This is a genomic window from Rhodococcus sp. IEGM1339, from assembly GCF_050321925.1.
GTDB classification, from domain to species: Bacteria; Actinomycetota; Actinomycetes; order Mycobacteriales; family Mycobacteriaceae; genus Rhodococcus; species Rhodococcus pyridinivorans.
Map to the genome: position 1 here is coordinate 33,917 of NZ_JBNQFT010000030.1, position 14,476 is coordinate 48,392.

The following is a 14,476-nucleotide window of genomic DNA, read 5'->3' on the forward strand; positions in this document are numbered from 1 at the left end:
CGCACCGTGCACCACCCCCAGCAACAACAAGCGCTGAGCGGCATCCGGGTCCTCGACCTCGGCGAGATCATGCAGGCGCCCGTGGCCGCGCAGGTTCTCGGCGACCTCGGCGCCGAAGTGATCAAGGTCGAGCGCGGTGTCAACGGAGACATGCTGCGAGGCCTCGATCGCGAGTCACTCGACGAAGGTCGCCCCAGTGCCTACTTCGCCGCGGTCAACCGCAACAAGCGCAGCATCGCACTGAACCTGAAAACCTCTGAGGGGCAAGACATTCTCCATCAGCTCCTCGCGGAGGCGGATGTTCTCATCCACAGCTACCGGACCGCGGCAGTCGAACGACTGGGCTTGACCTACGACGATCTGCACGAGCGCTATCCTCGGCTCGTCTACGGCACTGCGACCGGATTCGGCGAGACCGGGCCATACGCCCACAAAGCAGGCCAGGACATGCTCGCGCAGGCACTGAGCGGAATGGCACGCGCGTGCGGCGACCCGTCGATCTCGGCATACGTACATCCGGTACCGACCGTGGACTACGCCTCGGGTATGGCCCTCGCCCAGGGAATCTTGGCAGCACTGTTCGAACGCGAGCGCTCCGGCCGCGGCCAGAAGGTCAGCGTCAACCTCTTCGATACAGCACTGGCCCTGCAGACTCTCGAAAGCTCCACACTGCTGGCGTACCAGCGTGAGACCAACTGGGTCAGCGACTGGTACAGCGGCATCTTCGAAACGACCGACGGTCTGCTCTTGGTACTCGGCCTGTTCCGCGAGAACGCTCTGGGTCTGGCATGCAAAGCTCTCGACATCGACGATCTGTCCGTCCAGCCGACGTTCGCCACACCACAGCTCCAGGCAGAGAACAAAGAGGCCGCCAACGCGGTTCTGCGTCCGCTGGTCGCACAGTTGAGCACCGCCGAGGCGGCAGAGTTGTTCGACGGGGTCGATCTGCTGTGCGCACCGCTGCTCACCCTGCAAGAAGCGCTCGATCATCCCCAGACGCGGCACAACGGCACGCTCGTCGACGTCGAGATCGAGGGTGTGCGCACCACCCGGTTGATGGGCAACCCTGTCACGTTGTCCCGCACCCCCGCCCAGGTGCACCGTGGGGTGCCGGCGGTCAGTGAACATGCCGACGAAATCCTCCATGAGCTCGGTATCTCCGAGTCCGATGTCCAGACCTTGCGCAATAAGGGAGTGATCCGATGAGTAATGCGATGCAGACGGACCCGACGAGCCCGACCACCGGCACCGCCACCGCGATGGTGCTCGAAGGCTTCGGACAGACCATGACCGCGACGACGTTTCCGCGCGTGACCCCCGATGCCGGCGCGGTCGTCGTCGACGTCACGCACGCGGGAATCTGTGGAACCGACATCCACCTGCAGCAAGGTCGCCTGCCCATTCCGGTACCGCTCATCCTCGGACACGAGGCGGTCGGTCGCGTACACGCCCTCGGCGAGGGAGTCACCACCGATGCCCGGGGCGAGCAACTGCACGTCGGGGACGCGATCTCATGGGCGTCCAACATCCCGTGCGGGCACTGCTACTACTGCCAGGACCAGCACGAACCGTCGCTGTGCGAGACCCGCAAGGTGTACGGCATCAACCAGTCGTCGGCCGACTGGCCCCATCTGTCGGGTGGGTGGTCCGAACAGATCTACCTCCAGCCCGGCTCGACGATCATCCGCATCCCGTCCTCGGTGACCCCGCAGCAGGTGATCGCACTCGGCTGCGCCGGCCCGACGGCCGTGCACGCCGTGAACGATATCGCCAAGCCGCAGACAGGTGATGTCGTCGTGGTCCAGGGCAGCGGACCGGTCGGCCTGGCCTGCGCCATGTACGCCACACTCGCCGGCGCAGCGAAAGTGATCATCGTCGGCGGGCCGGCCAACCGTCTCGAGGTCGCGCAGGCCGCCGGCATCGGCGACATCCACATCGACATCTTCACCGAGACCGATCAAGAGGCCCGTCTGGAACGGATCCTCGCGCACACACCGGACGGGCGCGGCGCCGACGTCGTCATCGAGGCCACCGGCGTCCCGACCGCAGTAGCCGAAGGCATCGACCTCGCCCGCCGCGGCGGCAAGTACCTCGTCGTCGGGCAGTACACCGACCACGGCACCACTCCGATCAACCCCCACTACATCACCAAAAAGCAGCTGCAGGTGCTGGGAAGCTGGGCGTTCTCTCCGCAGAACCACCTCGAATACGTCGAATCCCTCCCCCGGCTGACCGCCCACTTCGATCTCGCGTCGATGGTCACCGAATACCCGCTCACCGAGGCGGACGATGCCATGGCCGATATGCGGGACGGGCGCACGCTCAAGTCGGTCCTCACCACCGGAGGCCGGTCGTGACCAACTCCCGGTACACCGCGGCGATCGAGGCGATGCTCGAGCGGATCGACTCGACCGCCAAGCAGACCGACGGCACCTTCCCGCACTACGGCGACATCGAATCCGGCGAATGGACCACCACCGCCGACGGAAACTGGACCGGAGGATTCTGGGGTGGCCTGGCCGCACTCGGCTTCGCCGCCTCGGGTGACAAGCGCCTGGCGCACCTCGCCGACGACATCACCGCGCAGATCCTGCCCCGGCAGAATTCCGACACCGCATTCCGCGGCTTCCTCTTCTGGTACGGGGCCGCAGTCAACCACCTCGTCACCGGAAGCGACGACGCGGCGCAGACCGCTCTGGCAGGTGCCCACGGCCTGCTCACCAGCTTCAACGATCGCGCCGGCATCATCCCACTCGGAGCAGAAGCAGAAGAAGCAGAGGCGGTCGGAGAAGGCGCCGCGAACATCGACGCCGTCCCGGGCACCGTCGCACTGCTGTCGTGGGCCTCGGCACATACCGGCGACCCACGCTTCCTCGACGCCGCGATCCGCCACGCGCAGCGGCACATCGAACTGTGCATCCGCACCGATGGCTCGGTCTGCCAGTCGGCACGATTCGACACATCCAATGGTGCGCTGCTGGATCGCTACACCCACAAGGGCATGAACGCCGACAGTACCTGGGGCCGAGCACAGGCGTGGGCGATGGTGGCATACGCCCAGGCTGCGCAGTGGGCATCGCCGTCCTTACTGCCGACCGCCGTCCGACTGGCCGAATGGTGGCTCGACCGCACACCGAGCGGCGGCGTCGTGTCCTGGGACTTCGACGCCGGCACCGGTCCGGACGTACCGATCGACACCTCCGCCACGGCCATCGCCGCTGCCGCGCTGCTCAAGCTCGATCGGCTCGTCCCTGAGCGGACCGACTTCCGGGACCGGGCCGTCGCCCACGTCGAGGCACTCCTCGATCACCTCACCCCCACCGGACCACACGACAGCAGACCGGCCGGGATCCTGATGGACGGTTGCTTCGACAAACGCCGCGACTTCGCGACCCGAAACGAACTGATCTGGGGCGACTACTTCTTGCTCGAGTGCCTGATCAACCTGAACAACCGGTCCGATACGCTGAAGTTGTGACCGAACCACCATGACGGGTCACCCGAGACCCCGGAAAGAAGATCGAGGAAAGCCGGTGTCGGAAAATACACCTACTGCAGCTCACGAGTTCACCCACTCGGACCTCAAACCGTCGATCCTCGACAATCTCGCACTTTCGCGCGCCGAGCTGCTGGTTCTGACCGACGAAGCGTCGGCGATGACCACAGCAGGCCAGCGGATCCGGGAGATCGGCGACTTCGACATGTCGCTCATCGGGCGCGTCGAGGTCGATGGGGTGATGGTTCACCGCAGTTGGCAGGGCACGAAGAGCAACGCTCTGCACCGACTGGTGGTGCCGGAAGGGATCGGGCTCGGCGGCAAGAGCATCATGCTCCAACAACCCGTCTGGGTACGGGACTATCTGTCCGATCCCGGAATCACCCACGACTTCGACGCGCTCGTCGAACAGGAGTCACTGCGAGGAATGCTTGCCGTGCCCATGGCTTATGAAGGTCATGTACTCGGCGCCATGTACGTCGGCACCCGCGAATATTCGTCCTTCGGTGATCGAGTCATCGCAGAGGTCCAGTCAATCGCCGAAACGGCCGCCGTCACTCTCCTCAGCGCCCAAAGGGCCGCCACCCAGACAGAACTCGCCCTCGAAGCCGAACGGAAACGACTCGCCGAAGCCCTACACGATTCCGTGAGCCCGGTCCTTTTCCGGATCGGTGCCGAACTGCAGAGCCTGCGCGCCCTCGCTGACGCGCAGGCGATCCACGATCGCCTGCAGGAGATCACCGAACAGGTACACGCCGTCAATGCTTCCATCCGCAGATCGCTGACCGACCTCACCGCGCGGCCCCCCGAACGGAATCTTCCGGTCGGCATCGAGGAGGACTGCCAGGCATTCACGCTCCGGACCGGTATCCCGGCCCGTTTCGTGCCACTGGCCGAATCCCCCGACCTCGATGTCAGCCGCGTCGAGGCACTCCAACGCCTTGTTCGCGAAGCGCTGGTCAACGTGGAGAAACACGCCGACGCGTCCACTGTGGTGGTCAGCTTGTCGGCACGGTCGGGCAAGGTGACGGTCGTCATCAGCGACGACGGCCGCGGCGTCGACGGCACCGACGATCCGATGCGAGGAAGCCAGCTGGGGCTCGGATTGGCTGCAGGGCGCCTCGAGCGGCTCGGGGGCGGCATGTCGGTGGTCAGCGACGACGAAAGCGGCACCACCGTGCGCGGCTGGGTAGACGCTCTGGAGGGACCGAGCACATGACCGCGCCACCGAAGACCATCCGCATCCTCGTCGTCGACGATCATCCGATCGTGCGTGGCGGCGTGGAACTACTCGCCCGCGAGGACACCGACCTCGAAGTCGTAGGAGGTGCACTGACCGGCTCTGCCGCGGTCGAATTGGCCTGCACCCTGCCCGTCGACGTCATCCTCCTCGATCTTCGGCTCCCCGATATCCCTGCACCGGAACTGATTACGCGTCTTCGTCGAGCCGCGCCGCACGCGCGGATACTGCTGTTCACCGCGTTCGCCGATCACGGTGCCATCGATCTGCTGATGGAAGCAGGCGCCGACGGCTGCCTCGTCAAGGACATCAGCGGACAGGACTTCGCCACAGCCATTCACCGTGTGTCCAGCGGAATCCGGGTGGTCGACCCGAGGTTGACGGGACCACGAAAAGTCGTGACCTCCGAGGCGCTGTACCGGGCCGGCCTGACCCGGCGCGAGTACGAAGTGCTGCGTTTTGCGGCCATGGGTCACAGCAATCCCGAAATCGCTCAGGAACTGTCTCTCACCCGCAACACCGTGAAGACCTATCTGCAGAGCGCCATGCAGAAACTGAACGCGCGCAATCGCGTCGAAGCCATTGCACGCGCTCACGAACTTCGCTTGCTCTGAACCGAATTCGCTTTCCCCGGAGCGCACTCCACCTCTCCATATGGAGATGTTGTGTGTTCTGGGTCACCCATATATTCGAGCCGCAGAAATCATCTCGCGCTCGCGGCAACGGAGGCCCCACATGCCAAAAATGTCCCAAACATCGAAAGTAGGATTTGCCAGCGGTGTCGGCACAACAGTCGAATGGTACGACTTCTTCATCTACGGCACCGCAGCCGGACTCGTCTTCAACAAGATCTTCTTCCCCGAGTTCGACTCTCTGATCGGCACTCTGCTCGCCTTTGCCACGTTCTCCGCCGCCTTCGTGGCGCGCCCGCTCGGCGGAGTGGTGTTCGGTCACTTCGGTGACCGGATCGGACGCAAGTCCATGCTCGTGATCACCTTGACCATCATGGGCTTGACCACTCTCGGAGTCGGGCTGCTCCCGAGCTACGAGACCATCGGCGTCGCCGCACCGATCATCCTCGTCACCTTGCGTTTCGTGCAGGGTCTCGCACTCGGTGGTGAGATCGGCGGGGCGATCCTCATGGCCGTCGAACACGCTCCCGCCGACAAACGCGGCTACTACGGCAGCTGGGTGCAGATGGGCGTGCCGGCAGGACTGATGCTCGGTAACACGGTCTTCCTGTTGATGGCCGGACTGTCTCCCGAAGCGTTCGAATCCTGGGGATGGCGCATTCCCTTCTTGATCGGCGGCGCATTCGTCGCGATCGGCCTGTTCGTCCGACTGCATGTCGGCGAAAGCCCGAACTTCGACCGCGTCAAGAAGAACGCACAGTTGGAGAAGCTGCCCATCGGGGTGGTCCTTCGCCACTACCCCAAGCAGGTCCTCCTGACCTGTGGTGCCTACTTCGCCATCGGCGTCACCTTCTACGGCACTACGGTATTCGGCCTCAGCTACGGCGTCACGCAGGTCGGCTACACCCGAAACCAGATGCTGACACTCGTCCTCGTCGCCATGGCGGTCACGTTCGTCGCACTACCATTGTTCGGCAAGCTGTCGGACGCCTACGGCCGAAAGCCGGTCTTCCTCGCCGGGGTTCTCGCCATGCTGCTGTTCACCTTCCCCTGGTTCTGGCTGGTCAACTCCGGATCCTTCGCGCTGGCGATGATCGGGTTCGTGGTGTTCTGCCTCGCCTTCGCCACCTCCTACGGTCCCCTCGCAGCCTTCTTCGCCGAAGCCTTCGACACCCGCATCCGCTACACCGGAATCTCCTTCGGCTACACGATCGGCACCCTCGCCTCGAGCGCTCCCGCACCGATCGTCGCCACCTACCTGCTCGATCGCACCGGCTCGTACGTCGCCGTGGCGCTGTTCATGGTCGCAATGTGCGCCGTCTCCGTCGTCTGCGTGATCGCCATGCGCGAGACTTACCGACAGGACCTGTCCGACAACGACGAAACCTCCGGACAGGAACAACTGTCACCGACCTCTCACTGAGCACGCTCACGCACCGGTCCCCGGTCGCCGACGCCCGCCCCCTTCGGAAGGCCGCTGATTCGTCCGCGCATGATCCCACGGCCGTGGACCTCGACAGACATCCACCCCACCCCGATTCCCGGGGGCGCGGAACTCCTCCCCCGCGCCCCCGGCACCCTCGAAACGAGTCCAGATGAGCATCGCCGAACCGTCGCTGCACCCGTTGGCTCTACCCACCACCTCACTGCGTGTCCTGGTCACCGGCGTCGAGCAGAACGAAGGTGCCCACGTGGCCCGAACGTTGGCAGCAGCTGGACACCACGTGTTCACGCACAGCTTCACCCTCGATGCTGCCGAGCACCTCGCCGGCCGAGTCGCCGATGACGACGGGATCGCTCATCCAGTCGCGGCCGATCTGACCCTCGAATCCGACGTCGACAACATGTTCACCCACCTCGAGCGACGATATGGCGGCATCGACGCGCTCGTGCACACCGCATGGCTACCCGGCCCGGAAACCGCATGCCACTCGCTGAGCAAGATCCGCCCCGCCGACTGGGGCCGGTTCACCTACGACCACATGGCGTTGTTGTTCCACACGACCAGACGTGCTGCCGTATCCCTCCACCGCACCGGCGGCATCGGATCGATCGTCACCGTCACCGGCCTGGACACGCTCCGCAGAATCACCGACACCGATCGAGGACCGGCGCGAGACTCCATGGACGGCGCAATCGAATCCTTCGCTCTCGCCGCCGGACGTGAACTGGGCAGTAACTTCTTGCGGATCAACAATATTCGTCTGGTACCCACCCCGACTCCGGAGACAAGTGTCACCGCTGCTGCCCCGATACGCCTCGAAGCGGTGCTGCCGGAGCTGATCGACCCAACATCCGATATCGGCTCCGGTGGCATCTTCACTGCCTACACCTCGTTCCCTGCACCGGTGCGGTGATCGGCGTCGGCCCGATGTCCCCATTCGTTGTCATCGGCGCGTCGAATGTTGCCCGGCTCGTGTGCGCGTCGCTCACCCAACGCCACTTCGATGTTGTCCACCTCGATGCACCCGACGACCCGGAACTTCTGCAGATCACCCAGCACGACCCTGCCGGGGTCGCCGTCGTCACCCACGACGACGCGGTCGCCGTCCGTTATGCCCTCGCCATCGCCCACATCAGTCCCCACACACCGATGGTCGTGACCGTCTTCGATCGCACCATCGCCAACCAGCTCACCCGATTGATTCCCCACTGTCAGGTAACCTCCCCCGCAGACCTCGCGACACCGTCCCTGGCCGGCCCGTGCATCGCTGCCACGATCGACGCCGCGCACACCGCGCCCGATGGCACCACACGCGTCCTCCGGCAATCCGCCCACGGTGACCAACCGACCTGGCAGCCGCTACCCCACAGCCGCACCAGCAGAATTCGCCGCCGATTCATCCACTCCGTAGGCACACTACGATCCCACGACGCCGGCACCCGCATGCTGCTCACCGGCCTTATCGGACTGCTCGCCATCCTCCTGATCGATTGGATATGGCTCACCGTCGGCAAAGGCCACCACTGGGTCGAGTCCCTCAAAGAAGCAGTCCAGGTCGTCGCCACCGTCGGTCCCGCACCGGCCTCACACGGCGACCACACCTATGACGTGTTCGCGGCTCTGGCGATGTTGGCGGCGATCGTGTTCACCGCCATGTTCACCGCCGGGATAATCGAACGTCTGCTCGGAACCAGCCTCATCGGCTTGATCGGTCAACGGGTTCTCCCCCGCCGCAACCACGTCATCGTCGTCGGATTGGGACAGATCGGTCTCCGGTTGTGCCTCGAACTCCGCAAACTCGGCATCCCCGTCGTCGCCATCGAACGCGACGATCGAGCCCGCAATCTGCGCCTGGCCCGAGCACTGAACATTCCCACCATCGTCGGGCACGGTACCGACAGAACCCTCCTCGAACGCGCCCGCCTCGACCGGGCCCGATGCCTTGCCGCCGTGGGCTCCGACGACCGTGACAACATCGCCGTGTCCGTGGCAGCCCACGGAGTGCACCCCGACGCCAGACTCGTCCTCAGAGCCGGCGAACACGAAGCCCTCACCGACACCGGATCCCTCCTCCCACTCGGGATCACCAGAAACGTCGCAACCTTGAGCGCAACCTTCGTCATCGCCCGACTGCTCGGTCTCGACGCCCACCGTGTGGTAGTCGCAAACGACACGATCCACCTCGAACTCGACGGGTCCTTCGAACAGTTCGTCCTCGCCGCACGACACCATTGCCCCCATGTCACCGGGACAGATGCTCACTACCCCTCGTTCGAGGTACGACTCCGACGAGCGCCTTCGAGGCAGCGCACATCAACATGGCACGAATCCGGAGCCCACAGACAATAGCGTCGACGATTGTCCAGTCATGCAGCGCTGGCGAGTTTCCTCCGTCGCACTGTGACCGCCAGCGACATGGAGAACTCACCCGACTCCTTACGTGGGCACACCGCCCGTTTCGGCTCCAATCGACTCGTGCCCCGCCACATCGTCGAAGGCCGGAACAGTGGGCGCGTTCAAGTACACCGTGCTGCCGGCGGCCCTGAACTGGTCGGACATATGTTGCATCCCGGCGACGGCGGCCTGGTCGGCGGCGTCACCGAACCTGGTCCGGATGTCTTGGGAGATACGCATCGAGCAGAACTTCGGCCCACACATCGAGCAGAAGTGCGCCGTCTTGGCCGGTTCGGCCGGAAGCGTCTCGTCATGGAACTGCTCGGCCGTATCCGGATCCAGCGACAGAGCGAACTGATCCCGCCACCGAAACTCGAAACGCGCCTTCGACAACGCGTCGTCACGCTCGACGGCACCGGGATGGCCCTTGGCGATGTCGGCGGCATGAGCGGCGATCTTGTACGTGATGACCCCGGTCTTCACGTCGTCCCGATTCGGCAGTCCCAGATGCTCCTTCGGGGTGACATAACACAGCATCGCGGTGCCATGGCGGGCGATCTCGGTGGCCCCGATCGCGGAGGTGATGTGGTCGTAGCCCGGAGCGATGTCGGTCACCAGCGGCCCCAGGGTGTAGAAAGGCGCTCCATGACATAGCTTCTGCTGACGCTCCACATTTTCCCGCACCCGATGGATCGGGATGTGGCCAGGGCCTTCGACCATCACCTGAACGTCGTGAGCCCAGGCACGGGTGGTCAGTTCGGCAAGGGTGTCCAGTTCGGCGTACTGCGCGGCGTCGTTGGCGTCGGCGATCGACCCCGGTCGCAGCCCGTCCCCGAGGGAAAATGCCACGTCGTAGCGGGCGAAGATCTCGCACAGTTCGTCGAAGTGGGTGTAGAGAAAATTCTCCTCGTGATGGGCGAGGCACCAACCGGCCATGATCGACCCACCTCGGGAGACGATGCCGGTGAGTCGCTCGGCCGTGAGCGGTACGTAGCGCAGCAGCACTCCGGCGTGGATGGTCATGTAGTCCACACCCTGCTCACACTGCTCGATCACGGTGTCGCGGAGGATCTCCCACGTCAGCGCATCGGCCTGGCCGGCGACCTTCTCCAGAGCCTGGTAGATCGGCACCGTGCCGATCGGCACCGGGGAGTTGCGAATGATCCATTCTCGGGTGGTGTGGATATCTTCGCCGGTGGACAGGTCCATCACAGTGTCCGCGCCCCAACGGGTGGCCCAGCGCATCTTGTCGACTTCGTCGACGATGGAGCTGGTCACCGCTGAGTTGCCGATGTTGGCATTGATCTTCACCAGGAAGGACTTGCCGATAATCATCGGCTCGGACTCGGGGTGGTTGACGTTGGCGGGGATGATCGCCCGACCCGCCGCCACCTCCGAGCGCACCAGTTCCACGTCGCAGTTCTCCCGCAGCGCCACGAATCGCATTTCCTGGGTGATGATCCCCGCTCGGGCATAGTGCATCTGCGTGACCGTCCGGCCTGTCTTCGCTCGCACCGGGACAGGTCGGGGCCCCTTCCACTCCTGGGACGCCTCTCCACGCCGCACAGCCGAGCGGCCATCGTCGAGCAGATCCCGTTCTCGCCCCGGGTAGTGCTCGACGTCGCCGCGAGCAGCAATCCAGTCGGCGCGCGTCGGCGGGAGCCCGACCAGCGGATCGCTATCGGGACCTGCAGTGCGGTAGACCTGCAGCGGCGGGTTCGGCACCCCGCCGGGAGAGTCGTTCAAGCGGATCTCTGTGACAGGTACACGCAGGTCGTGTTCCTCGTCGTGGACATAGCTCAGGGCATGCGAATTGGATGCACTCATCGGAATCGTTCCTACTTCCTTCGCCGGCATTACCCGGGCAGGTTCGACGGTCGCAGGCTGCCTCAGCCCGATCTCAGCCCCTGCAATAGGGCTCCCGTGGGGACGTCACAGACCCTAACACCCGACTCGTCTCGCTGCAGATGTAGCTGGTCCGGTCGTCGGAGCGGTGCGAAGTCGGCCCGTCCTGTACGAGCTACGAGGAGGTACTCTTCTATACGTCATCGACTGTTGACTCGAGGAGATCGGGATCTTGTCCGCACAGCTGGCCTTCGATGCCCTCGCTGACCCTGTGCGGCGAGCCATTCTCACTGTGCTGGCAGAGCGCGATGAGTGCAGTGTCAATGAACTGGTCGACCAGATCGACAGCGTGGGACGCACCGGCGTTTCGAACCACCTCCGGATCCTGCGGCACGCGGGATTGGTCACCGAACGCAAGGCCGGACGCTTCCGTTTCTACTCGATCGACCCGGCCGGTCCCGCCCGGGATGTCATCGCGATGTTGCAGGAAATGTTTCGAGGAGCCCTGGTAGATGCCGTCGAGGCTGCCGATCGCACCGCTGCCACCGATACATCTCTGTGACGTGCATAGCTTCCAGGAAACACGGTGACCCAGCTCGTATTGCACGCGGAAGAGTGGACCGCATCCCCACCCTCGGTGGCCTACAGCCTTTTCGGAGCAGGCGAAGAGGCGGGATGGCTGTTCGGCGGGGTATGCGGTCGGGTCGAACCCGGCGCTGCCGTGCGTATGGCGGTCCACCTCAGCGGTTCCGGCGCAGAGCCGGTCGAGATTCTCGGCCGTATCGCTGCTGCGCGTCCGCATGTGTACCTCGATATCGTGCACGACCAGCCTTGGCCGGGGCGTATCAAACTTCGTTTCGGAGCCGCCGATGGAGGCACGAGAGTTCGGCTCATCGCCGAACTCGACCAGCCCGGATTGGAATGGTTGATGCGGCGTCGAGGGTTCCCTACCGCTCGAAACGCCTCGCCTCATCCCCGTCTGGGCTTGTTGACGTCGAAATCTGGACCCTGCAGCCCCTTCGCTACCTCAATCGACAACGCTGCCATGGGGGCGCTCGAGGAAATCAATGCCGAGGGTGGCATTCATGGCCGACGGGTCGAGTTGATCGTGGGCGATGACGCCACAGACCCGGAGACCGGCATCATGGAAGCGCGGCGACTCGTCCAGGCAGGCTGCCGGACCATCCTGATCGCCACCACATCGGCTACCTATACCGCAGTTGCCGAGTCGCTCGGCGATGCACCCGTGCTGCTGGTGCAGCCGGTCATGAACGAAGGAGGCAGCGGTCGTCTCCGTCTCCAACTCGGGGAGCGGCCGGGCGATCAGTTGGCAACAGCCACGAAACCACTCACGTAGATGGAGGGGGTGCGACGATCGTTTCTGGCCGGCAACGATTATTGTTGGCCGCGAACGACACATGGCTTGGCTCGCCAACTGTTGCCCCGGTACGGCGCCCGAATCGTCGGTGAAGAGTTCGCGTCGATGAGGACTCGAGATTTCGCTCAGATCGTCGAATCGATTCAGAAATCGGGAGCCGACATCGTCCCTCGTCCGATCTGATGCTGTTGAGTTCGAACGTCAGTGTTATGCAATGGGGTTGCGGGATCGGTGCATAACACTGGCACCGGCATTGGAAGAGTCCATGCTGACGTACATCAGCGACGAAGCAGCCCGTGGTCTGCACTCCGTCTCGGGGTATCTCCAAGGATTACAAACGGAAGGCAACGCCTCGTTTCTGAGGAGGTACCAGGCACAGTTCGGTCCTTGGGCACCGCCACTGTCGACGTTGAGCGAGTCTGTGTTCGAGGCAGTTCACATATGGTGGCAGGCTGCCCGGAAAGCGGAGGATAGCGAGCGGATCGCCGCGGCAATGCGTCACGGGGAGTTCCAGCTACCGCGGGGTACTGTCACTTTGAGCGAGGACCGACTCGGGCAGCAGCTGCATGTGACGAAAGCGGCTGGCACGGAACTGTATCCCGCCATCGGATAGGCCGAGACCACGCGTGCTGGTACAGAAGACGAGGGCATCGATCTCGGTCATATCGATGTGGCCACTCCGTCTACATCCTCGTTCCCGGCCGGGCGGATGTGCGACCAGCGAGTGCAACTCGGAGTCGTCGGCGCATCAGTGTCGCCAGGATTGTTTCCGGTTACGACCAGGCCTCGCGTTATCGTCATTCGACGCGATGTCGATGCCGGTCAGGGCGACGATTACCGCTGCCAGATCCTCCTCTGTGGGATCGGGACCGGATGCGGAGGTCGAGATTTTCTGCGAGATCTGTTGCCCTCTCGGGGGTGGCTCTGCCTTCATTCTCCTCTTCTTTCTTGGTGACTTCTCGCTGCGGCACTTCCGGCCACAGTCAGCATCTATGAGCTCGCTCCGAGTGCAGACCGCTCCCAATCCCTTCCGGCAGGAGTCGTCGAGCGCCTTACAGTCGCGAAGCGGGCAACAGTGCGCTCGATCTTCTTGCCATCAGCGCAGCTGGGGCAGAGTGGGTGCGCAGCAATTGAACTCAGGCTAGCGAGCAGCTGTCGGACTGTCCATAGCGCGACGGTCCGATACGAGCGAGACTCGTCTGTATGACGCGATGCTCCTGGCCGTTCCCCTCACGAGCGCGTGCACCCTCCCCGGACCCGGCGCGGCATCGCCAGGTGAGGACACAGGTGCGCCGACCTCCACCCCGTGGGTCTCGTATGCGCATCCGCTGCGGGTGACCACCACCGGCGTTATTTTGCACCTCGACGGTCACCCCTGGTGGCCGACCGGCTTCAACGCCTATCAACTGGCTACGGATTGGACGGTCAACGCCGGTTGCGGAGCGATGGTGGATCTGGACTCCTACTTCTCGTCTCGCCAACCGGGGACAGTGACCCGATTCAACGCCTTTCAGAATCTGGCCGTGGACAAGCGCAACGGCAAGCTGAACTTCGAACCGATCGATGCGGTGTTTACAGCTACGCAACGGCACGGACAGTTGCTCATCCCGGTGCTCGCCGCCCAGGACGGCGCGTGTGAGGACGAGCAATACAGAACGCGCAAGTGGTATCTCGGCGGATGACAGGAGCCTACCGACATGCCGCTGAGCTACAGCGAGTGGGTTGCTGCCGCCGTCGATCGCTGGGCCGGATCATTTTCGATCGCTGCGTGGGAACTCCTCGGTGAACCCGAGGTCGGTGTCTGAACCACCCCCGACTGCGACCTGCACCAACGCCGGTGCCCGGAAGACTCGCCGCAGGTGCTGCGCGACTGGGTCGATGCGGCCGGGGCAGTGGCTCGTGCGCACGATCAGCGACACCTGCTCACGCTCGGTCCACTCGGGGGCGCCTAGTGGTCTGTCTGCGAAATAATACGGTAGATTGTAGTATGCCTGTCATGACTGCGGCGGCCATGCCTGCAACCGATACCCAGCGTGTGGAACTGGCG

Annotated in this window: 11 protein-coding genes, 1 pseudogene and 1 riboswitch; of the genes and pseudogenes, 11 read left to right on the forward strand and 1 reads right to left on the reverse strand. The window is 64.1% G+C overall.

Annotated elements, in window-relative coordinates; all coding sequences use genetic code 11:
• Positions 1-6: 6 nt before the first annotated feature.
• From ACQR3U_RS21250 to ACQR3U_RS21285, 8 genes are all read left to right on the forward strand, one after another.
• A complete protein-coding gene (locus tag ACQR3U_RS21250) occupies positions 7-1,206 on the forward strand; it encodes a CaiB/BaiF CoA transferase family protein (protein ID WP_024102240.1) in 1,200 nt (399 codons plus the stop codon).
• Entirely contained in the window at positions 1,203-2,357 is a 1,155-nt protein-coding gene (locus ACQR3U_RS21255; protein ID WP_071936073.1) for a zinc-binding dehydrogenase, read from the forward strand. Before ACQR3U_RS21250 ends, ACQR3U_RS21255 begins: the two co-directional genes overlap by 4 nt.
• Positions 2,354-3,478 (forward strand): glucuronyl hydrolase, encoded by a 1,125-nt coding sequence (locus ACQR3U_RS21260; RefSeq protein ID WP_230811442.1) that lies wholly within the window; start codon positions 2,354-2,356, stop codon positions 3,476-3,478. The genes ACQR3U_RS21255 and ACQR3U_RS21260 overlap by 4 nt, the downstream gene beginning before the upstream one ends.
• Before the next feature lie 55 nt (positions 3,479-3,533).
• A complete protein-coding gene (locus ACQR3U_RS21265; protein WP_230811441.1) occupies positions 3,534-4,715 on the forward strand; it encodes a GAF domain-containing sensor histidine kinase in 1,182 nt (393 codons plus the stop codon).
• Entirely contained in the window at positions 4,712-5,350 is a 639-nt protein-coding gene (locus tag ACQR3U_RS21270) for a response regulator (protein ID WP_230811440.1), read from the forward strand. The genes ACQR3U_RS21265 and ACQR3U_RS21270 overlap by 4 nt, the downstream gene beginning before the upstream one ends.
• A 130-nt stretch (positions 5,351-5,480) precedes the next feature.
• Complete coding sequence (locus ACQR3U_RS21275; protein ID WP_006552215.1) at positions 5,481-6,791, forward strand: MFS transporter; 1,311 nt, start codon at positions 5,481-5,483, stop codon at positions 6,789-6,791.
• A 172-nt stretch (positions 6,792-6,963) separates the two neighbouring features.
• Positions 6,964-7,725, forward strand: coding sequence for an SDR family oxidoreductase (locus tag ACQR3U_RS21280; RefSeq protein ID WP_230811439.1), 762 nt, complete (start codon positions 6,964-6,966; stop codon positions 7,723-7,725).
• Between the two features lie 14 nt (positions 7,726-7,739).
• Positions 7,740-9,161: a potassium channel family protein gene (locus ACQR3U_RS21285; RefSeq protein ID WP_230811438.1), complete on the forward strand. Its 1,422-nt coding sequence runs from the start codon at positions 7,740-7,742 to the stop codon at positions 9,159-9,161.
• Between the two features lie 87 nt (positions 9,162-9,248).
• Here ACQR3U_RS21285 and thiC read toward each other — a convergent pair whose 3' ends face one another.
• Entirely contained in the window at positions 9,249-11,033 is a 1,785-nt protein-coding gene (gene thiC / locus ACQR3U_RS21290) for a phosphomethylpyrimidine synthase ThiC (RefSeq protein ID WP_230811437.1), read from the reverse strand.
• A riboswitch (TPP riboswitch) is annotated at positions 11,032-11,141 on the reverse strand. It overlaps the preceding gene by 2 nt.
• Before the next feature lie 142 nt (positions 11,142-11,283).
• On the opposite strand from thiC, the gene ACQR3U_RS21295 reads away from it, so the two are divergent.
• From ACQR3U_RS21295 to ACQR3U_RS21305, 3 genes and pseudogenes are all read left to right on the forward strand, one after another.
• Positions 11,284-11,613 carry an ArsR/SmtB family transcription factor gene (locus tag ACQR3U_RS21295; RefSeq protein ID WP_230811436.1) on the forward strand — a complete coding sequence of 110 codons (330 nt, stop codon included), beginning with the start codon at positions 11,284-11,286 and terminating at the stop codon, positions 11,611-11,613.
• Between the two features lie 366 nt (positions 11,614-11,979).
• A pseudogene (locus tag ACQR3U_RS21300) lies at positions 11,980-12,964 on the forward strand (substrate-binding protein); the annotation flags it as partial.
• 799 nt (positions 12,965-13,763) lie between these two features.
• Positions 13,764-14,111 (forward strand): hypothetical protein, encoded by a 348-nt coding sequence (locus tag ACQR3U_RS21305; RefSeq protein ID WP_230811435.1) that lies wholly within the window; start codon positions 13,764-13,766, stop codon positions 14,109-14,111.
• Positions 14,112-14,476 lie beyond the last annotated feature (365 nt).